Raw genomic sequence first — 22,249 nt, 5'->3', positions numbered from 1 at the left:
GGTCAGACCCTTCCCAGGGCGAAGCCCTTGGCGATGTAATTCCGGACGAACCAAATGACGATCGCGCCCGGAACGATGGTCAGAACTCCGGCCGCCGCCAGCAGGCCCCAGTCCACGCCGGCCGCGCTGACCGTTCTGGTCATGGTCGCGGCTATCGGCTTGGCGTTGACCGAGGTGATCGTCCTGGCGATCAGCAGCTCGACCCAGCTGAACATGAAGCAGAAGAACGCGGTCACGCCGAGCGCGGAGCGGATCATCGGCAGGAAGATGCGGATGAAGAACCGGGGCAGCGAATATCCGTCGATCGCCGCGGTCTCGTCAATTTCCCGGGGAATTCCCGACATGAATCCTTCGAGTATCCACACGGCCAGCGGGACGTTGAAGAGCATGTGCGCGATGGCCACGCCGAGATGCGTGTCGAAGAGCCCCACGCTCTGATAAATCTGGAAGAACGGCAGCAGGAAAACCGCCGGCGGCGCCATGCGATTGGTCAGCAACCAGAAGAACAGATGTTTGTCCCCGGCGAATCTGAAACGCGAGAACGCGTATGCGGCGGGGAGTGCCACGATGAGCGACATGACGGCGTTCATCGACGTGTAGATGATGCTGTTCAGATAGCTCGAATACCAGGCGGAGTCCGTGAAGAAGGTGACGTAGTTGTCGAATGTGACGCGCTGCGGCACGAGCGCGAAACTGCCGAGGATGTCCTCGTTGGGGCGGATCGACATGCCGAACATCCACAGCAGCGGCAGCATGAGCGTGACCACGTAGAGCCAGAAGACCGTGCGGGCCCAGGGGAGCCGCCGGCCGGTGTGCCTGGCCATCACCTCACCTCCCCGACCTGGTCAGCACGGTGAAGAAGACGTAACAGAGGATCTGCACGAACAGGAAGTAGAGCAACGAGAACGCCCCCGCGGGCCCGAGGTCGAACTGGCCGACCGCGATCTTCGACAGCAGGATGCTCAGGAACGAGGTCGCGTTGCCCGGCCCGCCGCCGGTCACCACGAACGGCTCGGTGTAGATCATGAAGCTGTCCATGAACCTGAGCAGGATCGCGATCGTCAGCACACCGCGCAGCCTGGGGAGCTGGATGTGCCGGAACGTGGCCCACGCCGAAGCGCCGTCGATCTGCGCGGCCTGGAAGTACGGCTCCGGGATCGAGCGCAGCCCCGCGTACGCCAGCAGCGCCACCAGCGGCGTCCAGTGCCACACGTCCATGACCAGGACCGTGATCCAGGCGTCCGTGGAGTCCAGCGTGTAGTTGAAGTTGATCCCGAGGACGTTGTTGATCGTCCAGCCGCCGAGGCCGATGTCGCCGCGGGCGAAGATCTGCCAGATCGTGCCCACCACGTTCCAGGGGATGAGCAGCGGCAGAGCGACCAGCACCAGCGCCACCGACACCCAGAAGCCGCGGCGCGGCATCGAGACCGCGAGCGCCACCCCGAGCGGGATCTCCAGCAGCAGCACCTGGGCCGAGAACAGCAGCGTGCGCACGAACGCCGCCCTGACCTCGGGATCGCGGGCGATCGAGCGGAACCACTCCAGCCCGACGAAGATCCGGTCGCTGGGGCTGAAGACGTCCTGCACGGAGAAGTTCACGACGGTCATCAGCGGGATCACCGCGGTGAACGCCACCGACACGACCACCGGCAGGACCAGCCACCAGGCCCGGTTGTTCTTGCGCTTCGGCTCTGGGCGCGGCTCCGTGGCGGCCTCGCCCGGGGCGGCCGTGACGACCTCGCCGCCCACCTGGCTGCCCGCGACGGTCGTCTGCTCGCTCACTCCTGGCCCCTTCCGTTCAGGGGTGCGAGCGAGCCGCACCGGACCTCGTCACGGAACAGGAACGTCCGATCCGCGGGGAAGTGCAGGAACTCGACGGTGTCCGGCGCGTAGGCGGAGCCCGCCTCCGCCTTGGCGATCAGCGGGTGCCCGCTGACCTGCGCGTGCACGAGGTCGTACGCGCCCATCCGGTCGATCCCGGTCACCCGGGCGGCCACGCCGGGGCTGGTGCGCGCGCCGCTGATCCGGACGAACTCCGGGCGCACCCCGATCCGGACGGGACCCGGCGGCAGCTCGCCCGCGACGCTGCCCACGTCCGCCTGCCCGACCCGGACGACGTCGCCGACGATCTCGGCGGGCAGCATGTTCATGCCCGGCGAGCCGATGAAGTGCCCGACGAACTCGTGCGCGGGCGACAGGAACAGCTCGGCCGGCTCGCCCGCCTGCACGATCGCCCCGTCGTTGAGTACCACGACCTCGTCGGCGAACGTCAGCGCCTCGGTCTGGTCGTGGGTGACGTAGATGAGCGTGTGGCCGGTGTCGCGGTGGATCTCCTTGAGCTTGCTGCGCAGCGTCCACTTCAGCGCCGGGTCCACCACCGTGAGCGGCTCGTCCAGCAGGACCGCCGCGACCTGGGAGCGGACGAGGCCGCGGCCCAGGCTGACGATCTGCTGCCGGCCCGGGTCGAGGCGGCGTGACCTGCGGCGGAGCACCTGGTCGAGGCCCAGGAGCTCCGAGACCTGGCGGACGCGGCGGTCGATCTCCTCTTTCGGATATCTCCGGTTGCGGAGGGGGAAGGCGAGGTTGTCGTAGACCGACATCTCCTCGTACAGGACCGGGAACTGGAAGACCTGCGCGATGTTGCGGCCCGCGGTGGGCACGTCGGTGACCTCGCGGTCGTCGAACCAGATCCGGCCGACCGTGGGGGTCAGGAGGCCCGAGATGATGTTCAGCAGCGTGGTCTTGCCGCAGCCGCTGGGGCCGAGCAGCGCGTACGCCCTGGCGCTGCGCCAGGTCCACGTCATCGGCTTGAGCGCCCAGGTCGCGCCCCCGTCGTAGCTGTGGCCCACGCCTTCCAGCCGGATGTCAGCCATGCAGGTCGACCTCCGCCGCGCTGGTGGCCAGCAGCCGTCCGCCGGCCTCGTCGAAGACGAAGATGTGGGCGGGGTCCACGTACGCGACCGTGGACTCGCCGGGGGTGAAGAGCTGGGTCCCCGGCAGGTGGGCGACCAGGTGGCGGCTGCCCTCCAGCAGCAGGTGCAGGAAGGTCGCGCTGCCGGTGACCTCCGCCAGCCGGATCTCGGCGGGCAGCTCCAGCGCGCCCGGGGTGTCGCGGGCGATCGTCACCTGGTGCGGGCGCACGGCGAGCATGACGTTGTGTCCCGACGCGTGCGCGCGCGGGGCGGGGAACGAGGTGCCGAGGCACTCGATGCGGCCGTCGCGCACGACGCCGGGCAGCAGGTTGAGCGGCGGGTCGCTGAGCGTGGCGGCCACGGCCAGCGAAGGAGGGCGGGCGTACATGTCCGCGGCGTCGCCGACGCTCTGGATCCGGCCCTCGCCGAGGACCACGGTGGGCGCGGCGAAGGTCAGGGCCTCGTTCGGATCGGCGGTGGAGTAGAGGACCACGCCGCGCGAGCCGGCGAACATGGTCTTGAGGTCGGCCCTGAGCTGCTCGCGGAGCTTGAAGTCCAGGTTGGCCAGCGGCTCGTCGAGCAGCAGCACGTCCACGGGCCTGGCCAGGGCGCGGGCGATGGCGGTGCGCTGCTGCTGGCCGCCCGACAGCTCGGCGGGCCGTCGGTCGAGCAGGCCGGAGATCCCCATGAGCTCGGCCACCTCGCGGACCCGCCGGTCGATGCCCTCGCGGTGGAAGGCCGGATCGAGGCGGAGCGGGGAGGCGATGTTCTCATAGACGCTCAGCGACGGATAATTAATGAATTGCTGATAGACGAATGCGACCGAGCGCTTTCGCACGGGAATCGCGGTGACATCTTTTCCGTCGACCACCACGCGGCCCGAATCCGGCGGCAGCAATCCGGCGGCGACGCGCATCAACGTCGTCTTTCCCGCGGTCATGGGGCCGACGAGGGTGGTCATTCCATTCGATAATTCGAGGCGAATGTCGTCGAGCCAGGTCTCCCCGCGCTGCCGTACGGAGACGCCATCGAGAATCAGCGTCACTGTGGCCGGTCCTTTCTTGTCCCCTCCATCTAACATGATCTGAATGTGTGTGCAAAGAGGGCATGTGGTGCGCCAGTGAATGGTGGGACCGGTGTTTCATCACAATTCGAGATCGAGATGACGGTGAATGGCCGGGGCTATCGCCTCGACGGCTTCTTCCCTGTTCATGGCGGTCCAGGGCGGCAATCTCACGACATATAGGTATAGGGCGGTTCCGAGTATTTGCGTGGACACCAGCCCGGCCCGCGTCGGCGCCCGCGCCCGATCCTGTGACGGCGCGGTCACGACGGACAGGAGTTGCGGTCGTGACCCCCTCGTGCGGCGAACCGCGCGCGGGCCGTGACCTGGCCGCCCGCGTCCCCGATGCTCGTGTCAACGGCTGTAGGCCAACGCATGTTGACATTTAGAGGAGGCCTGTTTAGTGTCAACAGGTGTTGGCCTACGGACGTTGGCCTGAATCGAGGAGGAGACATGATCCACACCGGGGTGCTCATCGTCGGCGCCGGCCCCGTGGGGCTCACGACCGCCGTCGTCCTGACCCGGCTCGGCCACGAGGTCGTCGTCGTGGACGGTCAGGCCGAGGGGACGAACACCTCCAGGGCCGCCGTCGTCCACTCCAGGACGCTGGAGCTGCTGGAGCCGTACGGGGTCTCGGCCGCGCTGGCCGCCCGCGGGGTGCACACGCCGCGCTTCACGATCCGCGACCGCGACCGGCTGCTGGTGCCCGTGCCCTTCGACGGGCTGCCGACGCGGTACCCGTACACGCTGATGATCTCCCAGGCGGACACGGAGGCGTACCTGCTGGCCCGGCTGGAGGAGCTGGGCGGCAAGGTGGTGCGGCCCGCGCGGGTGACCGCGATCGCGCAGGACGGTTCGGGCGTCACGGCCACTCTCGACGACGGGCGCGAGCTGCGGGCGTCCTACCTGGTGGGCGCCGACGGCATGCACAGCCTCGTACGCGAGCAGTCCGGGATCCCCTTCGGCGGCGGCACGTACGCCGAGTCGTTCGCCCTGGCCGACGTCCGGCTCAGCGGCGGGGTGCCGGACGACGAGGTCATCCTGTACTTCTCGCCCGACGGCCTGGTGGTCATGGCGCCCCTGCCCGGAGGGCTCTACCGGATCGTGGCCACCGCGGACGACGCGCCCAAGGAGCCGGACGCGGCGTTCGTGCAGCGGCTGCTCGACACCCGCGGTCCCAAGGCCGTGCCCGCCGTGGTCGAGGACGTGGTCTGGGGGTCGAGGTTCCGCGTGCACCACCGCATCGCCGGCACCTACCGGGACCGGCGCGTCCTGCTCGCCGGCGACGCGGCCCACGTGCACTCGCCCGCCGGCGGCCAGGGCATGAACCTCGGCATCGAGGACGCCGTCACCCTCGGCGAGACGCTGGCGAAGGTGCTCGGCGGCGGGTCGCAGGACCTGCTGGACGCCTACGCCGCCGCCCGCCGCCCGGTGGCCGAGAAGGTCGTCGGGCTGGCGAGCAGGCTCACGGCCCTGGCCACCGCGAGCGCGGCCCGCCGCCCGCTGCGCAACCTGGTGCTCGGGCTGGCGGGCCGGATCCCGGCCGTACGCCGCCGGCTGGCCTGGCAGCTGTCCGGCCTGGACCGTCGCTGAACCGGCGGCTCAGCCGGGGAGCCCGGCCACAGTGGGGAACGCGGTCCCAGCGGAGAGCCCGGCCACAGTGGGGAACGCGGCCCCAGCGGGGAGCCCGGCCACAGTGGGGAACGCGGTCGCAGCCGGGAGCGTGGCCTCAGCCGGGGAGCCCGGCGACGGCTGGAGCTCGGTGGAGTCCGGCACCGGCACCCCCGGGCACGTGCTGGTCCGCCGCCCCTTCTCGAAGTAGTCGATCATCTTGGTCACGCAGCCGGGCACCCGGAGCGCCGAGGCGTGCATGTCGTCGTCCACGGTCACCACGCTCCCGCCGATGGCCGCCCGCGTCTGGAGCGTCCACTCGTACGGCGACGGGCTCTCGTGCAGGTGGCCGGAGAGCATGAGCGAGCCGCCCGAGTGCCGCAGGCGCGTGGTCTGCACCGGCAGCGGCCACCCGGCGCACCGGGGGAAGAACATGCCGGCCTCGCCGGTCACCGGGAAGCGCACCAGCCGCCGCTGATATGCGTTCCAGGCCGACTCGAACGTACGCGGCCCCGAGTCCTCGTTGCAGAAGAACGCGAGGTTCGCCGCCGGGTTGTTCCGCTCAGGCGCGTCGGCGGGCGGGGGCGGCGGCTGCTCGCCGAAGATCCGCTTGATCGTCGGCGGCGCCTCCGGTCCGGTGGCGTCCTTCAGCTCCTTCAGCACCGGGCCCAGCTCCGGCCAGGCCACGCTGGGCTGGCTCCCTATGTCGGCGATCAGCCGCCCATCCACGGTGAGGTCCACGTCGGTGAAGGTGAGAGGCTCGGCGTCGTACGACGTCCGCATCTCGGTGAGCGTGGCGACCACCTCGTCCTTGGACGAGCCGAGCCCGTAGGCGGCGTCCCGCTCGGCGAGCCACGCCGCCATCCGCTGGAAGTCGCGGTCGGCGGCCTCCGCGCGTCCCTGCGTGAAGACGTCGAGCCTGGGCACGGGCAGCGCCACGCTGTCCAGCCACATGCGGTGGACCCGGTCGGGGAAGAGGCTGCGGTAGACCGTCCCCAGCCAGGTGCCCCAGGACACGCCGACGTAGCTCAGCCGGCTTTCGCCCAGCGCGGCGCGGATCCGGTCGAGGTCGCGGGCCACGTTCGCGGTCGTGAGCGCGCCGAAGAAGCCGGGGTTCGAGCTCGCGCACGCCTGGTTGTCCTTGATCACGTTGCTGTAGACGGCTCTGGCCAGCTCCTCCGTGACCGGCCCCGGTGGCGGTCGCTCCACAGTGCCGGCCGGGCACTTCGCCTTCGTGCTGTAGCCGACGCCGCGCGGGTCGAAACCGATCAGGTCGTAGCGGCCGTTCAGCCCGACACCGGTCATGACCAGGTCGATCGGCATCAGGTAGCCGCTGCTGCCCGGACCGCCGGGATTGATCGCCAGGCTGCCCAGCCTGCCCTCGGGGCCGGTGGCCTTGAGCCTGGTCAGCGCGATGGTGAGCTGCTTGCCCGCCGGATCGCCGTAGCTCTGGGGCACGCTGAGCGTCCCGCACTCCGTACGCCCGAGCAGGCGTCTGAACTCGGCGAAGTCCGCGTCTCTGAGCCCACGCGCGCGCAGCACGTCGTCGGAGTAGCCGGGGCACTTCTGCCAGGTGATGGCCGGCCGCGCGGTCTCCGCGTGCGCGGTGGCGGCCGGTGCGCCGAGCGCCAGCGCGCTCATCAGGAGCGTTCGTAAGATCATGCACCCAAGGCTCGCCGCGGGCGGGCCCGTCCACATCCCCCGGGAGTGGGGGGCGGCGGCGCGCGTTCAGGGGAGGATCGAGTCCACGTACCCGCCGTCCACCCGCAATGCCCCACCGGTCGTCGCGGAGGCGAGGGGCGAGCTGAGGTAGACGACCATGTTCGCGATCTCCTCGGGCTCGATCAGCCGCTGGAGCAGGGACTGCGGACGGTGCTCGCGCATGAACGCCCGCTGCGCCTCCTCCCACGGCAGCTCCTTGTCCACGAGCTGGTAGACGAACTCCTCGACGCCCCCGGTGTGCGTCGGCCCCGCGATCACCGAGTTGACCGTGACCCCGGTCCCCGCGGCCTCCTTCGCGAACCCCCTGGAGACGGCCAGCAGCGCGGTCTTCGTCATGCCGTAGTGGATCATCTCGGCGGGGATGACGACGGCGGAGTCGCTGGCGATGTACTGCACGCGTCCCCAGCCGCGCTCGATCATGCCGGGCAGGCAGGCGCGGGTCAGGCGGACCGCCGCCAGCACGTTGACCTCGAAGTAGCGCCGCCACTCGTCGTCGTCGATCTCCAGCGCCGGCCTGGCGCCGAAGATGCCGAGGTTGTTGACCAGGATGTCCACCTGCGGGAGGCGGCCCAGCACCTCCTCGCACCCCTCGGCCGTGGCCAGGTCGCCGGGGGCCGCGACCAGCTCGCCGGCGGACGCGGCCAGGTCGCCGCCGATGGTCTCCACGGCCGCGGCCACCGAGCCCGCGCTGCGGCCGTTGATCGCGACCCGGGCCCCGGCCCGCGCCAGCCCGGTGGCGATGGCCGCCCCGATTCCCTGGGTCGAGCCGGTGACCAGCGCGGTCTTGCCGCTGAGATCGATGCGCACGATGTATCCCCCCTGTAGGCCATTGTCGGTGACCGGCGCGCGGCCGGTCACGGCGGGGTCTCGAGAGCGCCGCCACGCCCCCGGACGCGATCGGGTGCGTAGGCTGGAGGCCGGCGTGGAAGGGGCGTGGGTGCACCGGATCCTGTGGCTGGTCGTGGCGGTGGCCCTCGTGGTGGGTGCGGTCGTGCCGGATGGTCCCGAGGTCATGGAGGAGTGCCCGGCCAGGGACCCGCGGGTGGTGGCCCCCTACGCGGTGACCGGCTACTGGGTGATCCCGCGAGCCGACTCGTGCGTGACGCGGCGCATGGTCGAGGCGGTCCACGCGATCGGGGGCGACACGCTCATCACGTTCGGGCCGCGCTTCGACGTGGGCGAGGAGCCCGGCTTCGAGGGCTGCCGCGTGGACGGGCACCCGTGCGCGCGCGTGCCGGGGAAGCAGATCAGGCAGGTCTACTCGTACGTGACCAGCGAGGAGTTCGGGCCCGGGCTGCTGCGCTGCCAGGGGATCGACCGGCGAATCGAGAGCGAGGGCCGGGTCTTCTACCGGGTGTCGCTGGCCGACTCCTGCGACGACAGAGTGCACGACCTGGTCCTCGTCTCGACGGACGGCGACGGGCTGGGCAACCTGATGACGGAGGCGGCGGCGTACGGGATGGCGGTCTATCCCGGGCTGCCCGCGGCGGCGCAGCAGGAGGGCAAGCCGTGGGAGCCCGACCACGCGCACACCGCCGCACTCAACGCCTTCACGGCGCGGGTGCTGGCCGACTACCGGGCGCGGTTCGGGGCGTCGAAGGCGTTCGGCGGGGTGTACCAGTCGTTCGAGCTGGCCCTGCGGGACCGCTCGGACCAGGACCCGATCATCGAGCTGTACGCCGCCCAGCACGCCGTCGTCGCCGCCGCGCTGCCCGGCAAGAAGATCGTGGTCAGCCCCTACATCGACGCGCGCAGGGGACGCGGGTTCCCGCCCGGCCAGGTGGCCGACGGGCTCGCGGACATCGCGGCCACGCGGGCCGGCCTGCCCATGGCCGTCGCCGTCCAGGACGGGCGGGGGACGGGGAAGGTGCCGGTGTACGGGGTGCACGAGGCCGAGTCGAGGGTCGCGCCGCGCCTGACGCCCGTCGTGGGCGACGTGACCAACGCGCAGGCGTACTACGGGGCCACGCGCGACTACGTGGAGGCGGCGGCCCGGCGGGTGCCCGGCGGGGTCGAGCTGTGGGTGAACGTGGAGGGCTTCGAGCCCACGCCGGTCGCCGGGGAGTGCGGGCGGGTGGAGCCGGGGCCGTTGCGCGGCCGCACCTCGAAGAGCCGCCTGGACCAGCAGGTCATGGCGGCGGGCACCGCCCCCGTGAAGATCATCTCGTACGGGTGGGAGCCGTTCTTCACCTGCCAGGCCCGCTACGACACGCCGTCGCTGGCCGACGACATCGCCGGCGGGTGGCGGCAGCCGATCATCGTCGGGGCGTCGCGCAAGGAGCTCAACGGGCGGGCGGGGATCATGGTGCAGGGCTACAACCTGCACGGCGGCACCCTGCGCTTCGCGCCGCAGGGCGTGGGGGAGGTGTCCGTGGCCGTGGAGTGGAACGGGCGCGATCGTCTGGAGTCCGCCTGGGCCCCCTACGTCCCCTCGGGTCCCTGGACCGCCGTCACCGCCACGAACGAGGCCGGCCACTCCAGCACGAGCGCCTACGTGCTGCGCTAGAGGTCAGGCCCGCCACGGCCGGGTCAGGTCGGACAGGGCCGCGTACCGCCCGCCGGACCGCATCAGCTCGTCGTGCGTCCCGCGCTCGGCCACCCGGCCCGCCTCGATGACGAGGATCTGGTCGGCGTCGCGCACGGTGCTCAGCCGGTGCGCGATCACGACGCGGGTCAGCGGCAGGGCCGCGAGGTTGTGCTCGATGGCCGCCTCCGCCACGGTGTCGAGATGGCTGGTGGCCTCGTCGAGCAGCAGGATCCGGGGCTCGGGCAGCAGGGCCCGCGCGAGGGCGATCCGCTGCCGCTGGCCGCCGGACAGGCCGCCGCCCTCGGGGAGCATCGTCTCGTACCCCATGGGCATCGCCATGATGTCGTCGTGGACGTGCGCCAGCCTGGCGGCCGCCACGATCCGCTCCAGCGCCGCGCCGGGGACGGCCAGGCCGATGTTCTCCCTGACGGTCCCGGTGAACAGGTGCGGGTCCTGGGTGACCACGCCGAACCGGCCGCGCAGCCAGCCCGGGTCGAGGTCGCGCGCGGGCGTCCCGTCGTAGCGCAGCTCGCCCTCGACCGGCTCGTACAGGCCGAGCAGCACCCTGCCCAGCGTGCTCTTGCCCGAGCCCGAGCTGCCCACCAGCGCGACCTTCTGGCCCGGCTCGATCCTGAGCGTGACGTCCCTGAGCGTCCAGGGGGAGCGCGGGTCGAAGCGGAACCCGACGCCGCTCAGCGCCACCTCCCCGCGCAGCCGGGGCCGGGCCCCGCCCGTGCGCTCGGGCTCGGCCTCGACGATGTCGGCGAGCCGCTCGAAGTGCGCGCCGGCCTCCTGGAGCTCCTGGAGGCTGGTCAGCAGCGAGGTCAGCGGGGTGAGCGCGGAGACGGCGAGCGCGTTGAGCGCGAGCATCGTCCCCAGGCTCGGCCCGCCGTCGAGCACCCGGACCGCGCCCACGAGCAGCAGCAGCGCGGGAGCGAGGAGCCTGATGCCGGAAAGGGCCGAGTCCAGGAACCCCCGGGCCAGGCCGAGTCGCAGGTCGGCGTTCATCTGGGCGGTGAACATCGCCGACCACCGCTCGACCGCACGCCGTTCGGAGCTGGACGCCTTGATCGACTCGATGCCCCTGATGGACTCGATGAGCCGGCCCTGGGTCGTGGCGGCGGCCGTGAGCCCGCGCCCGGTGAGGTCGGCGATCCGCCGCCGGGTGAGGAGCAGCAGGACGACCTGTACGGCCGCCAGCACGGCCAGGCACCCGCCGAGCACGGGATCGCCCGCCAGCACGAGGACCATGAGCACCACGGTCAGCGGGCCGTCGAGGAGCGCGGACAGCACCTGGCCGGACAGCATGGCCCGCAGGCTGGCCGCGCTCTGCGTGCTCATGACCAGGTCGCTCGTCCCGCGCAGGGTGAAATACCGGTAGGGCAGCGCGAACAGCCGGCCGACCACCCCGCCCGTGAACTCCGTGTCGGCCCGCGCCCGCAGCATGAGCAGCACGGCCGTGCGCAGGTAGCTGAGGATCCCCTGGATCAGCACCACGAACGGCAGGCCGACGACGAGGACGCGCAGCAGGTACCGGTCGCCGCCGGGCAGCACCTCGTCGACGACGAGCCCGGAGAGCAGCGGCAGCACGAGCGCGGCCACCTGGAGGAGGAGGGACGCGATCAGCGCCTGGACCAGCAGGCCGCGGTGGCGGATGAGCAGGGCGCGCAGCAGGTTCGCCCGCCACGGGCGCCGCTCGGGCCCCTGGACGCTGAAGTCCGGACCCGGCTCGAAGACCAGCACGACCCCGGTGAACCCGAGGTCGAACTCCTCCGGCGTGAGCCGGCGCCGCCCGGAGGCCGGATCCACGACCTCGACGGCGTCCGGGTGCCAGCGCTCGACGACCAGGAAGTGGTTGAACTCCCAGTGCACGACGAACGGTCCCGGCACCGAGCCGAGCCGCTCGGGCGCGACCGAGAGCGCCTTGGCGCGCAGGCCGTACGACCTGGCGGCCTCGACGATCGCGTGGGCGGTCAGCCCGTCCCTGGACACCTGGACGTCCACGGCGACCTCGCGCACGCTCGCCCGGCGCCCGTGGTGCCCGAGCACCATCGCCAGGCACGCCGCGCCGCAGTCGGCCATCGTGTTCTGCCGCATCACGCGCACCCGGGCCCGCCTCAACGCGCATCCCCCAGCGCGGGCAGGACGCCGAGCAGCACCACGATCGCCAGCGACAGCGCCAGCAGGCCCACGTAGATCCACAGCCAGGCGACGAGCGTCCTGGAGACGCGGTAGGGGCGCTCGACGCGCCGCCGGACGCCCAGATGGTGGTGAACCACCTTCTCCCGGTACGGAAGCGGCTTCACCTGCCCCTGCCCGCCGTCCGCTCCGCGAGGCCCCAGAACCACTCGATCTTGGCCGTGCTCCTGCGCCGCTCGATCCAGTCGCGGAAGATCCGGCGTTCGACGAGGTCGCGTACGGTCTCGTCGAGCACGGCCGGCTCCACTGCCAGGACCTTGACCAGCAGGTGCCCGTGCTCCGACTTGAACGGCCCGGCCACCGTCCCCGGCGGGGCCGTGAAGATCCGCTCCGCCATCTCCTCGCCGAGGTCGCCCCGGCGGAGGGTGGCGAACACCTCGCCGGGACGGGCCGTGCCGTCGGCGAAGGCCCGCTCGACGGCGTCGAGGAACCCGGCCGGGTCGGGCACGACCGGCTCGGTGACGAACTCCGCCCGCGCGACGCGGGCGACGTCGAGCTGGCGGCCGTGTTCGGCGAACCAGCTCTCCACCCGTCCCGCGGCGACCCGCGAGCGGAGCGCGGCCACGGCGGCCTCAAGGGCGACCAGCTCCTCCAGCTCGTGGTGGGAGATGCGGTGCCGCTCCATCCAGGCCCGGGTCGCCGCTCCGGTCAGCAGGCCGCGGGCGCGGCGGAAGGCGTCCATCGCCTCCTGCAGCGCGGCGTCGCTCAGCGGTTCCCGCGCCTGCGCCAGCTCCTCGCGTACCAGGCTGTCGGAGACGAGCCGGTCGGCGAGCGCGGACTCGTCCCAGATGAAGTCCAGGCAGGCGATCGCCCTGGCCACCGGGGTGTCGATCCCGTTGACCCGGAGCAGCAGGTGCTCGCCCGCCCGGTGCACGCCGCGCAACGGCCAGGGCAGGGCCCGGTCGGGGCACCAGGACAGGGAGATCGCGGCGCCGGCGCCGTCCTTGATGAGCAGGGCGTGGTGCAGCGACCCGTCGAACTCCTCGCGCTGGGCGACCAGCCGCGTCCTGGCGTGCGGGTACGCCGCCCTGAACGCCTCCAGGCCGTGCGCGGGCGTGCCCGAGCTGAGCAGGCCGACCGCGTCGGCGAGCATCGGCCCGTCCGTCATCGCCGCACTCCGCTCTTGCGCGGTGCGCCGGTCTTGAGTGGATCGCCACTTTTGAGCAGTTCACCACTTTTGAGCAGTTCACCGCTCTTCAGCAGCTCGCCGCTCTTCAGCAGCTCGCCGATCGCGGCGCTGATCGGCAGCCCGGTCGCCTCTTCGATCCACCGGAACTGGCCGTTCGGATTGATCTCCAGGAAGACGTGGCGGCCGTCCGGCGTGTGGATCAGGTCGATCGCGCCGTAGCACAGCCCGAGCCGCTCGACGAGCTCCAGGCAGCGCCGGGAGACCTCGTCCGGCAGGTCGTGCGGCAGCACGGGGGTGGCGCCCGGGTCGTAGTGCCGCCAGTCGTATCGCGTGTGGTTGCTGACCTGCGAGTGGATCTCCGCCGCGAAGAGCTCGCCGCCCACCACCGTCACCCGCACCTCGACCCGCTTGGGGACGTAGGCCTGGACGATGACCGGGCACAGGCGCAGGGCGTCGGCATGGCCGAGGTCCGCCGGAGTCACGTGCGCCGCGAACCGCCCGAACCGCTCACCGCCCGCCTCCAGCTGGTTGCCGTGCACGGGCTTGGTGATCACCCGGCCCTCGTGCCGCCCGTAGAAGTCGAGAAAGCTCTCGGGATCGTTCGTGATCAGCGTCGCGGGCAGGTCGAAGCCCAGCCGCCTGGCCACTTCGAGCTGGTACGGCTTGCGCGCCGCGCGGTCGATGACCGGCCTGGAGGCGGGGACCTTGAGGCACCCCAGGGCGTCCCACAGGCTCTCGGCCAGGACGCGGCACTCCTCCTCGACGTGGTCGCGGGCGACGGTCCCGGGATGGGCCACCGGATTCCCCGGGCGGCGGTACCAGATCGCGGTCAGCTCGTCGAGGACGAGACGGCGTCCGTCACGGCCGAGCGTCCGGACGGTCGAGCCGTCTCCCGGATGGCCGATCTCCAGAGTGGCGGCGGCGGGGAAGTCCGCGGGATCGAAGACGGTGACGTCCGTCCCGGCGAGCGCCTCCACGACGCGTTCGGCGTGCTCGTCTCCGGCGGAGGTCAGTACGAGGATCATCAGCGTGGTCCCGGTCGGGGGCGCGACGTGGTCGCGCCCCCGCGGCTACTAGTTGCTGTCGCCGGAGGTGTGCGTGTGGTTGCCGTGGATCACGATCACCTGGCTCTTCGCGCCACCGCTCACCTGGAGCAGCTGGCCCTCGTCGAGCTCGGCGCCCAGGGCCGCGATGTCGTCGAGGCTGGTACGCGGCTTGCTCATGTTCATTCCCCGTCTTTTGTCCGCGCGGGGAGCCGGATGCGCCCCGTCGCGTCGAACACGCTAGAGAGGCGGAACCTGCGGGGGCGTCCGCCGCGTGGATGATCAGATGTCACCCTGGGGACGGAGGATCTTCCCCTGATCGGGCACCGGGCCGCCGGCCAGCGCCGACACGAGGATGTCCGCCAGCAGGGCGGCCTGGCTGCCGTCGGGGTCCAGGTCGGGGTCCAGGATCGTCACCTCCAGCCCGGCGGCTCCCGGCAGCGCGAGCAGCCCGCGCAGCAGCTCGGTGAGCTGGGCGGCGTCGAGCCCGCCGGGGGTGGGGGAGTCGACGGCGGACAGCACGGACGGGTCGAGCACGTCGGCGTCCACGTGGATCCAGAAGCCGTCGAGGTCGTCGCGTACGAGCACCTCCTCGGCCCGCTTCAGCGAGATGTCGTTCCCGGGCACGTAGGCCAGGCCGCTGTCCGCGATGTCGCGTAGATCCTCCTCATCGCGGACACCGAGCACGATCGCGTCCTCGTCCCTGACGTACGGGCGCAGGCCCCCGATGTCGGTCAGGTAGTCGTCACCGCGCCCGGTCACCAGCGCCAGGTCCTCACCGGCCGCCGACCCGACATGCGGGGAGTTGCCCAGGTGCCGGAAGTCGGCGTGCGCGTCCAGGTACGCCAGCCCGTACCGGCCGGCCTCGCGCAGGGCCAGCGCCGGGCCGAGCAGGATCGAGCAGTCACCGCCGAGCAGGACGGGGAACCCGCCCGACGCCCTGATCCCGGCCACGCGATCCGCCAGCGCGCGGGCGTAGGCGGCGATGGCCGGGCCGTTGCGCACGCCGTCGCCGGGCTCCCAGGTGGCCACGTAGCGGGGCGGCACGAGGACGCCCGCGTCGGCCGCGCCCAGGCGTTCGACCAGGCCGGCGTTGCGCAGCGCCCAGGGCGCCTTGTAGCAGCCGGGGGAGACGCCGGGCGCGGGCGGCCGCAGGCCGAGGTTCGAGGGGGCGTCCAGGATTGTCAGCTTTGCGTCAGTGGTTATTCTTGTCATACTCGTGACGCTAACAGGAGGAGAGCGAATGCGCCAGTTCGACGAGACGGGTCTGGTGGCGATCGATCTGGCCAACACGTGGGACGACTACCAGGACGACCCCGAGCGGTTGCCGGACGTGGGGGAGCTCGCCCGCTTCTGCCGCGAGTTGGGGGTGCGGGCGGAGGCCCTGGACGCTGTGGACCTTGACGCGGTGCGGGCGGTGCGGGCGCGGCTGCGGGCCGTGCTGATGTGCGAGCCCGCCGAGCGGACGCGGGCTCTGGCGCGGTGGGCGGACGAGCTGCCGGTGCAGGTGAGCGTGGAGGAGTCCGGCGGGGTGCCGCGCTCGCGGCTCGTCGCGCCGCCGGGCGCCGCCCTGCCGGTACGGCTGGCCGTGCGGGCGGTGGCCGAGCTGCTGGACATCGCCGCCGCGGACGACTGGGAACGGCTGCGCCTGTGCGCCGCGGGGCCTTGCCGGGACGCGTTCATCGACCGCAGCCGTCCGGGACGCCGCCAGTTCTGCTCGACCCGCTGCGCCAACCGCGCCCACGCCGCCGCCTCCCGCGCCCGCCACCGCTGAGTCACCGGGTGGCGGACTCGGGGAGGTCCCATCCATGGCGCGTTCGGGTCGCCGACAGGCGCGCGGCAGAAGGTCGGGCCGTCCGCTGACCTGCGGGCCGGGAATTGTCGGTCGGCGTCGGTAGCTTCCGATCATCCCCCCGATGATGGAGGTTGGTCGATGTACCGACAGGGCGACATCCTGATCATGCCCGTGCCGGAGGAGTCCGCGCCGCGCGTCCTGCGTCCCGAGCCGCGCGACGCTCGCGGGCGGCTGGTCCTGGCCTATGGCGAGGCCACCGGGCACTGCCACGCCATCCCCGGCCCCGGCACCCTTTCCGGCGGCTTCCTGCACCTGCCGGAAGGCGGGCGGCTCGTGCACGACGAGCACGACACGATCTTGCTGCCGAAGGGCTGGTATCGCGTGATCAGGCAGCGCGAATACGTGCCCGGCTCCTACCGGGTGGTGGCCGACTGATGGCGGTCCTGACGTGGGAGCGGGTCGCCGTGGCCACCGGCCGAGGCGAGGATCCCGAGCCGGCCGTGCGCCAGGCGTACGCGGAGGCGGGGCTGGCCGAGCCCGAGCGGGTCGTCGTGCTGGCCTCACCGGCCGCCGGAGCCGTCGCGGCGGCCTGGCTGACCGGCGGCGATGACGTGCGCCGGGTCCTGGAGGAGGCCGGCCTCGGGCTGACCTCGCGGCACGAGGGCGGGCTGGAGGTGCTGGGCCTGACGGATGAGGTGGCGTCAGGAGGACGGAGGACCGGCAATGAGCCGGTGGCGTCCGGGCTGGGGACCGGCAACGAACGGGGGCCGTCCGGGCTGGGGGCCGTGGGCGGTGGGCCCGGGTTGCGGGTGTTGGAGGCGTTCGGGGAGCCGGGGCGGTCGGTGCGGGAGGCGGTCCGTACGGCTCCGTGGGCGCGGGCCAGGGCTGCGGCTGAGGCGGAGCTCGGTCCCGAGGGCTGGCCGGCGTTGTGGGCGGCCACCGGTGAGCGGCTCTGGCCGCAGGTCGACCGGATCGTCGGCGACCTTCGCCGGGCCATCGGGGCCCTTGGCAGCGAACCTGGCACCGGTCTCGGCAGTGGCACCGGTCTCGGCAGCGGCCGTGATCTCGGTGGTGGCCGGGGTGGTGGCCGAAGTGGTGAGGTGTTGCGGCTGGCGACGCTTGATGCCGTGCTCGGCCAGCACGACGCCCCCTGGCTGTCGGCGTTCGACGGGATCGACGGGATCGGCGGGCTCGACGGGCTCAAGCGGGTGGCGGCGAGCGCCGGCTGGTGGTGGCCGTTCGAGCGGCTGGCGATCGTCACCGCGCGGCCCACCGAGCTGCACCTCGACGCGGAAGGGAGGTTGCATCGCGCGAAGGGGCCCGCGATGTCCTACTCCGATGGGTTCGCGCTGCACGCCTGGCATGGGATGCCCGTTCCGGCCGGGTTCGCGGCCTCGATGAGCACGATCACCCCTGAGCGCATCCGCGCCGAGGAGAACGCCGAGTTGCGCCGCGTCATGCTGGAGCACTTCGGGTTCGCCCGCTTCCTGGCCGAGGCGGGTGCGCGGCGCATGCAGTCCGACGCGGCCGGGATCCTGTGGCGGGTCGAGCTGCCCGATGACGAGCCGCTCACCATGGTGGAGGTGGTCAACTCCACGCCCGAGCCCGACGGCTCCCGCCGTACCTACTTCCTGCGGGTGCCGCCATGGGTGCAGCGGGCTCGGGAGGGGGTCGCGTGGACGTTCGGGGTCGAGGAGGAGGACTATCGGCCGCAGCGCGAGACCTGAGCAACATCGTCAACACGGCATCGTCTCAGCGAACGGGGTCCGGTTCGAGGGCGTGCCAGCTCAGGCGGTCGCGCCGCAGATGCAGCATGGCCAGCCAGCCGAGCGAGAACGGCAGGCCGCCCAGGGCGACGAGTCTCAAGGTGTCGAGGCCGGTCACCTCGAAGACGGCCCCCGTGCTGTCGAACAGCTGGGCGACGGTCTGGAAGGCGAGGTGGAAGCCGATCCCCGCCCAGATGTCGCCGGTGGCGACGCGGAAGCCGCCGAGCAGCAGGGCGAAGACGAAGAAGATGAGGATCCGGTCCAGGGAGACCGCGGCACCGACGAGAAACCCGAACAGGGTGAACAACCCGGCCTGCGCGATGACCGCCTGCCAGGCCGGCGACACGGTGGCGAGGTTGTGCTGCAGGTAACCCCGGAAGACCAGCTCTTCGGGCAGCGCCTCGTACAGCAGGACGAGCACGGTCAGGAGCGCGGCCCCGCGCACGACGTCGGCGGCCGATGTGCGCAGGCCGATCTCGACCCAGCCGAGGCCGAGGCAGAGCGCGAACCCGGCAGCGGCGGGGACGAGCCAGCAGGCCAGGCCGAGCAGCAGGCTCCGCAGGCCGGCCCGCAGCGAGGGCAGCCCGAGGCCGGTCCAGGGACGGCGGTCGAGGAGCCGGCGGGCGGCGATGACCATGGGGACGACGAGAACGGTCGTGAGGACCGCTCTGGCGGCATGGGTGAGACGGGTGTACTCGTAGCCCAGCGGGGTGCCGTGATAGACGAACAGCCAGAGCAGGACGGCGGCGGCGAACACGATGAGGGCTCGCCAGAGCACCGGAAGGCGGGAGCCGGGGGCAGCCTGGGGACCGGACACGTCAGGCTCGCTCTCGGTGGAAGGGCCTGGCTGTGGATCTCGACTCCACTCTAGGGCGGCGGGGCGCGCTGCGCGGGGGCCGGACGGCCCCCGCGAGTCCGCCTGGGTCAGCGCGGCCAGGCGGCGGGGATGCGCTCCAGGATGCCGCCGGCGAAGACGTCGTAGAGGCCGAGCGGTTCCAGGTGGACATATCCGATGTGGCAGTCGCAAGCCGTCGCGGGGCAGACCCGGGGCCGCAACGCCGCCCGGTACGAGCCGTCGTACAGGTTGCCCAGAGTCTCCGGGACGAAGTGGCAGCGGCGGACCGTGCCGTCACCGTTCACCGAGATGACGTCATCCCCGGTGCGGCACGGCAGCCCCGCGCTCGGGTGCGCGAGCCGGCTGTGGTGGAAGAGCGGGTCGATCCGCGACCATTCGGCGGCCTCCGCGTCGGTGTAGCGGCGGCCTTCCTCGGCGTTGACCCACAGGTACGTCTCAGCGGGCAGATCGGCCCGCAGCCGCCGCGCGTCCGCCAGGTGGGCCGGGTCGCCGACGATGCCGACGCTGTGCCGGACCGGGAGCGAGCGCAGCTTGCCGAGAAAGCGGTCGTAGGGGACCTGCGTCGGGTGGTAGGTGACCCACAGCGCGGCCCGGTCCGACGCCTCGGAGAGCCAGCCGGTACGGCAGCTCAGGTTCGTCTGGATGGCGACCCTGGCGACGTTCGGCAGCCATGACAGCTCCACCAGCGCCCGCCGGTACCAGGACCTGACCAGGCCCTCGCCCCACGGCGTGAACAGCACCGACACCTCGCCCTCGTAGGCTCCCACCCACCCGGCGAACCGCTCCAGCGCCGCCCGGTCGGCCCGCAACTGCTCGGGCGTGTCGCGCCGCTTGGCGAACGGGCAGTAGGAACAGTCGTAGTCGCAGCTCGCCAGCGGGCCGCGGTAGAGGATGGTCAGCATGCCGCGTACGCGTCCATGAGCCGCCCGACCTCGGGCGAGAACAGGGCGGGGCCGATCGCGTCCGAGTACGCCAGCCCTTCGGGCGTCAGCCCGACCGTCGAGGGCGAGACGGACAGCCATTCGCCGAACCGGTCGAGGAGGACGGGGAAGTCCGCCAGCACGTCGGTCCCGAACCGCTGGGCGTAGTGCTCGCGCGCCAGCCCTCCGGCCTGGAGCAGCGACTGGATGAGGTGCCGCCGCCTGCGCTCGCCGGGCGAGAGCGCGAAGCCCACGTTGGCCGTGCCGAAGTCGGTCCTGCCCACGTAGTCGTCGATGATCGACCGCACGTGCCTGGCCTCCACGGCGTACTCGAAGGAGTAGTGCAGCCGGCTCGTGTACGACCGCGCGCCGCACCCGAGCCCCACCATGCCGTCGGTCTGGCAGCAGTACTCGGTGGCCGTCCCCGAGCCGGGCAGGCGGAACATCCGCATCGACACCTGCTCGTAGCCCGCCGCCAGCAGGTGGTCGCGGCCCGCCCGGTAGAGCTCCAGCCGCTGGTCGTCCCAGGCCCGCCCCTGCCGGCCGAGCCCGGTCAGCGGCCGGACGTAGAGCGGGTAGAGATAGAGCTCCTCGGGCCGCCAGCCGAGCGCGGTGTCCAGCGAGTACAGCCACGACCGCGGCGTCTGGCCGTCGATGCCGTAGATGAGGTCGATGTTCAGCACGGGCACGCCGGCGGCGCGGATCGCGTCGAGCGCGGCGTCCACCTCGGCCCGCTTCTGGGGGCGTACGGCGGAGCGGGCCTCGGCGTCGACGAAGCTCTGCACGCCGATCGAGATCCGCGCGGTCCCGCGCTCGGCCAGGACGGACAGGCGGTCGGGGGTGGCGGTGGCGGGCGAGGTCTCCACCGACAGCGGGATCCGCGCGAGGTCCACGCCCATCGCCCGCTCCGTCAGGTCGAACAGCCTGGTCAGCTCGCCGGCGCTGAGGTAGGTCGGCGTGCCCCCGCCGAACGCGGCCGTGCTGAAGCCGCTGTCCTCCAGGGCCTCGCGCACCTGCTCCGCCTGGCGTTCCAGGGTGCCGAGGTAGGCGGAGACCAGCTCCTCCGGGGCGCCGGTGCGGGTGAACAGGTTGCAGAAGCCGCAGCGCATCTCGCAGAACGGGATGTGCACGTACAGCGCTCCCGGCCGCTCGCCCGCCCAGACTTCCTTGAGGTACGGGCGCGGCGCCAGCGGCCGGTACGCGGTCTTGTGCGGATAGGCGTAGACATATCCCTCATATGGCCGCATGGCGCTGCTCCAGGATGAAATGGGTGTAGGGAACCGTCCAGACGACCTCGTGGCCGATCCGGTGGCCGGCGTGCCCGTCCTCGCCGTACGCCGTGCCGTGGTCGGAGCAGACGATCACCAGGCAGGGGCGGCGCATGAGGGCGTACAGCCGCCCGATGTGCCGGTCCACGTAGCGCAGGGCCGCCGCGTGGCTCTCCGGCGAGTCGCCGGTGGCGCCGGGCAGGTAGAAGTGGTTCGGCTGGTGCATGGCCGACACGTTGACGAACAGGAAGACCGGCGCGGTCCGGTCGCGCAGCACCTCGGCGGCGCGGTCGATCTGGCGCTCCAGCGAGGCGGGGTTCGTGACGCCGAACTCCGGCTCCCAATGGCTCTCGGCGAACAGGCCGGGCAGCGCGGACCCGAGCGGGGTCAGCTTGTTGAAGAAGCCGACGCCCCCGATGCACACCGTGTGGTATCCGGCTTTCGCCAGGCCCGCGGGCAGGTCGGGCGCGTCGAACACCCAGGTCCCGTCCGCCGTGCTCTCGCTTCCCGGGAACGTGGCCGCGAACAGCCGGGGATGCGGGCCCGGCGTGACCGGCGTGGGCAGGAACCCGGCGAACATGGCGGCGTGGGCGGCGTAGGTGAAGCTGCCCGGGCTGTGCCTGCGCTCCCAGCGGACGCCGGGCGGCAGGAGGTTCGGCAGCAGTCCGGCGTCCGCCAGCGCGGCCGCGACGTCGTAGCGGAGGGTGTCGAGCGTGACCAGGAGGAGGTCGTGATCGCCGACGATCGCGTTCATGTCGACGGCCTGGCAGGACGCCGAGGCCGCCGGCTCAGCGCCGCCCATCGACGACCGCCCTGACCTGCTCGGCATAGGTGTCCCGCCCATTTCCTGAAATATCCATCAAACCGGGTAGCAGGTCGCCGAACGCGTTCACCTCCGCCACCGCCACCGACCGCCAGTCCGCGCCCACCATCACATCGACCCCCGTGCTCAGGCTCCGCGGGAAGCAGGCCGCCGCCCGCGTACAGACGTCCAGCACCCGCTCCCACAACCCGCCGCCCCGCCCCCGCACCAGCTCCAGATCGCCGCGCGAGCCGCCGAGGTGCAGGTTCGTCATCGGGCCGACGCCCATCCGCACCACCGCGTGCGTCGGCGTCCCCGCCACGGTCACCACCCGCAGGTCGAACGGCGCGCCGTCGGCCGACGCCTTGGGGAACCAGCGCTCCACCTGCAGCCCGTCGGCCCCGAGGACGTCCACCAGCCGGCGCACCTCGCCCTCGTCGGTGACGGTCCGCACGTCCAGCGAGTTGCGCAGCACCCCGCCGGACCACCGGGCCGACGTGACGGCCTGGACGCGACCCGCGTGCGCCTGGAACGCGATCACCCCGGAGGCCGACGAGCCGTGGACCGGCTTCACGAACACCCTGGCCCACCCCCGATCGGCCATCCCGTCCCGCACCTGCGCGTACGACCCGGCCC

Annotated in this window: 23 protein-coding genes; 5 read left to right on the top strand and 18 right to left on the bottom strand. The window is 72.1% G+C overall.

Annotated elements, in window-relative coordinates; translation table 11 throughout:
* Window positions 1-2: 2 nt before the first annotated feature.
* From ETD85_RS22280 to ETD85_RS67525, 5 genes are all read right to left on the bottom strand, one after another.
* Complete coding sequence (locus tag ETD85_RS22280) at window positions 3-755, bottom strand: carbohydrate ABC transporter permease (RefSeq protein WP_240779301.1); 753 nt, start codon at window positions 753-755, stop codon at window positions 3-5.
* A 73-nt stretch (window positions 756-828) separates the two neighbouring features.
* The gene (locus ETD85_RS22275) at window positions 829-1,782 is read right to left on the bottom strand and encodes a carbohydrate ABC transporter permease (protein ID WP_206058457.1); all 954 of its coding nucleotides are present in this window, start codon (window positions 1,780-1,782) and stop codon (window positions 829-831) included.
* Complete coding sequence (locus ETD85_RS22270; RefSeq protein ID WP_138691697.1) at window positions 1,779-2,873, bottom strand: ABC transporter ATP-binding protein; 1,095 nt, start codon at window positions 2,871-2,873, stop codon at window positions 1,779-1,781. The genes ETD85_RS22275 and ETD85_RS22270 overlap by 4 nt, the downstream gene beginning before the upstream one ends.
* Window positions 2,866-3,957: an ABC transporter ATP-binding protein gene (locus tag ETD85_RS22265; protein ID WP_170246791.1), complete on the bottom strand. Its 1,092-nt coding sequence runs from the start codon at window positions 3,955-3,957 to the stop codon at window positions 2,866-2,868. Before ETD85_RS22265 ends, ETD85_RS22270 begins: the two co-directional genes overlap by 8 nt.
* Window positions 3,958-4,056: 99 nt before the next feature.
* Window positions 4,057-4,242: a TetR/AcrR family transcriptional regulator gene (locus ETD85_RS67525; protein WP_170246790.1), complete on the bottom strand. Its 186-nt coding sequence runs from the start codon at window positions 4,240-4,242 to the stop codon at window positions 4,057-4,059.
* Between the two features lie 186 nt (window positions 4,243-4,428).
* On the opposite strand from ETD85_RS67525, the gene ETD85_RS22260 reads away from it, so the two are divergent.
* Window positions 4,429-5,568, top strand: coding sequence for an FAD-dependent oxidoreductase (locus tag ETD85_RS22260; RefSeq protein ID WP_138691695.1), 1,140 nt, complete (start codon window positions 4,429-4,431; stop codon window positions 5,566-5,568).
* Between the two features lie 9 nt (window positions 5,569-5,577).
* Here ETD85_RS22260 and ETD85_RS22255 read toward each other — a convergent pair whose 3' ends face one another.
* Window positions 5,578-7,248: an alpha/beta fold hydrolase gene (locus ETD85_RS22255; protein ID WP_138691694.1), complete on the bottom strand. Its 1,671-nt coding sequence runs from the start codon at window positions 7,246-7,248 to the stop codon at window positions 5,578-5,580.
* 66 nt (window positions 7,249-7,314) lie between these two features.
* On the bottom strand, window positions 7,315-8,115 hold the full coding sequence (locus ETD85_RS22250) for an SDR family NAD(P)-dependent oxidoreductase (protein ID WP_138691693.1): 801 nt from the start codon (window positions 8,113-8,115) through the stop codon (window positions 7,315-7,317).
* Window positions 8,116-8,209: 94 nt separating this feature from the next.
* Here ETD85_RS22250 and ETD85_RS22245 point away from each other — a divergent pair, with 94 nt between their 5' ends.
* A complete protein-coding gene (locus ETD85_RS22245; RefSeq protein ID WP_138691692.1) occupies window positions 8,210-9,814 on the top strand; it encodes a DUF4434 domain-containing protein in 1,605 nt (534 codons plus the stop codon).
* A 3-nt stretch (window positions 9,815-9,817) separates the two neighbouring features.
* On the opposite strand, the gene ETD85_RS22240 is transcribed toward ETD85_RS22245, so the two are convergent.
* The 6 genes from ETD85_RS22240 to ETD85_RS22220 all read right to left on the bottom strand — a co-directional run bounded on the left by ETD85_RS22240 (window position 9,818) and on the right by ETD85_RS22220 (window position 15,421).
* On the bottom strand, window positions 9,818-11,932 hold the full coding sequence (locus ETD85_RS22240; protein WP_138691691.1) for a peptidase domain-containing ABC transporter: 2,115 nt from the start codon (window positions 11,930-11,932) through the stop codon (window positions 9,818-9,820).
* A 20-nt stretch (window positions 11,933-11,952) separates the two neighbouring features.
* Window positions 11,953-12,141, bottom strand: coding sequence for a hypothetical protein (locus ETD85_RS22235; protein WP_138691690.1), 189 nt, complete (start codon window positions 12,139-12,141; stop codon window positions 11,953-11,955).
* On the bottom strand, window positions 12,138-13,142 hold the full coding sequence (locus tag ETD85_RS22230; RefSeq protein WP_138691689.1) for a TIGR04500 family putative peptide maturation system protein: 1,005 nt from the start codon (window positions 13,140-13,142) through the stop codon (window positions 12,138-12,140). Before ETD85_RS22230 ends, ETD85_RS22235 begins: the two co-directional genes overlap by 4 nt.
* Window positions 13,139-14,188 (bottom strand): MvdC/MvdD family ATP grasp protein, encoded by a 1,050-nt coding sequence (locus ETD85_RS22225; RefSeq protein ID WP_206058456.1) that lies wholly within the window; start codon window positions 14,186-14,188, stop codon window positions 13,139-13,141. The genes ETD85_RS22230 and ETD85_RS22225 overlap by 4 nt, the downstream gene beginning before the upstream one ends.
* A 48-nt stretch (window positions 14,189-14,236) precedes the next feature.
* Window positions 14,237-14,386, bottom strand: coding sequence for a hypothetical protein (locus ETD85_RS63240; RefSeq protein ID WP_170246789.1), 150 nt, complete (start codon window positions 14,384-14,386; stop codon window positions 14,237-14,239).
* A 102-nt stretch (window positions 14,387-14,488) separates the two neighbouring features.
* Window positions 14,489-15,421: an arginase family protein gene (locus ETD85_RS22220; protein WP_138691688.1), complete on the bottom strand. Its 933-nt coding sequence runs from the start codon at window positions 15,419-15,421 to the stop codon at window positions 14,489-14,491.
* A gap of 28 nt (window positions 15,422-15,449) precedes the next feature.
* Here ETD85_RS22220 and ETD85_RS22215 point away from each other — a divergent pair, with 28 nt between their 5' ends.
* The 3 genes from ETD85_RS22215 to ETD85_RS22205 all read left to right on the top strand — a co-directional run bounded on the left by ETD85_RS22215 (window position 15,450) and on the right by ETD85_RS22205 (window position 17,728).
* Complete coding sequence (locus ETD85_RS22215; RefSeq protein ID WP_138691687.1) at window positions 15,450-15,980, top strand: CGNR zinc finger domain-containing protein; 531 nt, start codon at window positions 15,450-15,452, stop codon at window positions 15,978-15,980.
* Between the two features lie 159 nt (window positions 15,981-16,139).
* Window positions 16,140-16,436 (top strand): hypothetical protein, encoded by a 297-nt coding sequence (locus ETD85_RS22210; RefSeq protein WP_138691686.1) that lies wholly within the window; start codon window positions 16,140-16,142, stop codon window positions 16,434-16,436.
* A complete protein-coding gene (locus tag ETD85_RS22205; RefSeq protein WP_138691685.1) occupies window positions 16,436-17,728 on the top strand; it encodes a DUF6745 domain-containing protein in 1,293 nt (430 codons plus the stop codon). The genes ETD85_RS22210 and ETD85_RS22205 overlap by 1 nt, the downstream gene beginning before the upstream one ends.
* A 25-nt stretch (window positions 17,729-17,753) precedes the next feature.
* Here ETD85_RS22205 and ETD85_RS22200 read toward each other — a convergent pair whose 3' ends face one another.
* The 5 genes from ETD85_RS22200 to ETD85_RS63235 all read right to left on the bottom strand — a co-directional run.
* On the bottom strand, window positions 17,754-18,584 hold the full coding sequence (locus ETD85_RS22200) for a CPBP family intramembrane glutamic endopeptidase (RefSeq protein WP_138691684.1): 831 nt from the start codon (window positions 18,582-18,584) through the stop codon (window positions 17,754-17,756).
* Between the two features lie 107 nt (window positions 18,585-18,691).
* The gene (locus ETD85_RS22195; RefSeq protein ID WP_138691683.1) at window positions 18,692-19,525 is read right to left on the bottom strand and encodes an STM4011 family radical SAM protein; all 834 of its coding nucleotides are present in this window, start codon (window positions 19,523-19,525) and stop codon (window positions 18,692-18,694) included.
* Complete coding sequence (locus tag ETD85_RS22190; RefSeq protein WP_138691682.1) at window positions 19,519-20,790, bottom strand: STM4012 family radical SAM protein; 1,272 nt, start codon at window positions 20,788-20,790, stop codon at window positions 19,519-19,521. The genes ETD85_RS22195 and ETD85_RS22190 overlap by 7 nt, the downstream gene beginning before the upstream one ends.
* Window positions 20,777-21,613 carry an STM4013/SEN3800 family hydrolase gene (locus tag ETD85_RS22185; protein ID WP_449290108.1) on the bottom strand — a complete coding sequence of 279 codons (837 nt, stop codon included), beginning with the start codon at window positions 21,611-21,613 and terminating at the stop codon, window positions 20,777-20,779. The genes ETD85_RS22190 and ETD85_RS22185 overlap by 14 nt, the downstream gene beginning before the upstream one ends.
* A partial coding sequence (locus ETD85_RS63235) for an STM4014 family protein (RefSeq protein ID WP_170246788.1) occupies window positions 21,600-22,249 on the bottom strand: 650 nt, incomplete at its 5' end. The genes ETD85_RS63235 and ETD85_RS22185, both read right to left, overlap by 14 nt.

The sequence above is a fragment of the Nonomuraea zeae genome (assembly GCF_005889725.1).
Lineage (GTDB): Bacteria > Actinomycetota > Actinomycetes > Streptosporangiales > Streptosporangiaceae > Nonomuraea > Nonomuraea zeae.
This window is presented reverse-complemented; position numbering and strand designations above follow the sequence as displayed.

Bases quoted from the DNA above. Each gene is read 5' to 3' on its own strand.
- ETD85_RS22280 (WP_240779301.1), bottom strand. From the start codon at position 755: ATGCTGCCGCTGCTGTGGATGTTCGGCATGTCGATCCGCCCCAACGAG.
- ETD85_RS22270 (WP_138691697.1), bottom strand. From the start codon at position 2,873: ATGGCTGACATCCGGCTGGAAGGCGTGGGCCACAGCTACGACGGGGGC.
- ETD85_RS22260 (WP_138691695.1), top strand. From the start codon at position 4,429: ATGATCCACACCGGGGTGCTCATCGTCGGCGCCGGCCCCGTGGGGCTC.
- ETD85_RS22255 (WP_138691694.1), bottom strand. From the start codon at position 7,248: ATGATCTTACGAACGCTCCTGATGAGCGCGCTGGCGCTCGGCGCACCG.
- ETD85_RS22240 (WP_138691691.1), bottom strand. From the start codon at position 11,932: ATGCGGCAGAACACGATGGCCGACTGCGGCGCGGCGTGCCTGGCGATG.
- ETD85_RS22230 (WP_138691689.1), bottom strand. From the start codon at position 13,142: ATGACGGACGGGCCGATGCTCGCCGACGCGGTCGGCCTGCTCAGCTCG.
- ETD85_RS22225 (WP_206058456.1), bottom strand. From the start codon at position 14,188: ATGATCCTCGTACTGACCTCCGCCGGAGACGAGCACGCCGAACGCGTC.
- ETD85_RS63240 (WP_170246789.1), bottom strand. From the start codon at position 14,386: ATGAGCAAGCCGCGTACCAGCCTCGACGACATCGCGGCCCTGGGCGCC.
- ETD85_RS22220 (WP_138691688.1), bottom strand. From the start codon at position 15,421: ATGACAAGAATAACCACTGACGCAAAGCTGACAATCCTGGACGCCCCC.
- ETD85_RS22215 (WP_138691687.1), top strand. From the start codon at position 15,450: ATGCGCCAGTTCGACGAGACGGGTCTGGTGGCGATCGATCTGGCCAAC.
- ETD85_RS22210 (WP_138691686.1), top strand. From the start codon at position 16,140: ATGTACCGACAGGGCGACATCCTGATCATGCCCGTGCCGGAGGAGTCC.
- ETD85_RS22205 (WP_138691685.1), top strand. From the start codon at position 16,436: ATGGCGGTCCTGACGTGGGAGCGGGTCGCCGTGGCCACCGGCCGAGGC.
- ETD85_RS22195 (WP_138691683.1), bottom strand. From the start codon at position 19,525: ATGCTGACCATCCTCTACCGCGGCCCGCTGGCGAGCTGCGACTACGAC.
- ETD85_RS22190 (WP_138691682.1), bottom strand. From the start codon at position 20,790: ATGCGGCCATATGAGGGATATGTCTACGCCTATCCGCACAAGACCGCG.
- ETD85_RS22185 (WP_449290108.1), bottom strand. From the start codon at position 21,613: ATGGGCGGCGCTGAGCCGGCGGCCTCGGCGTCCTGCCAGGCCGTCGAC.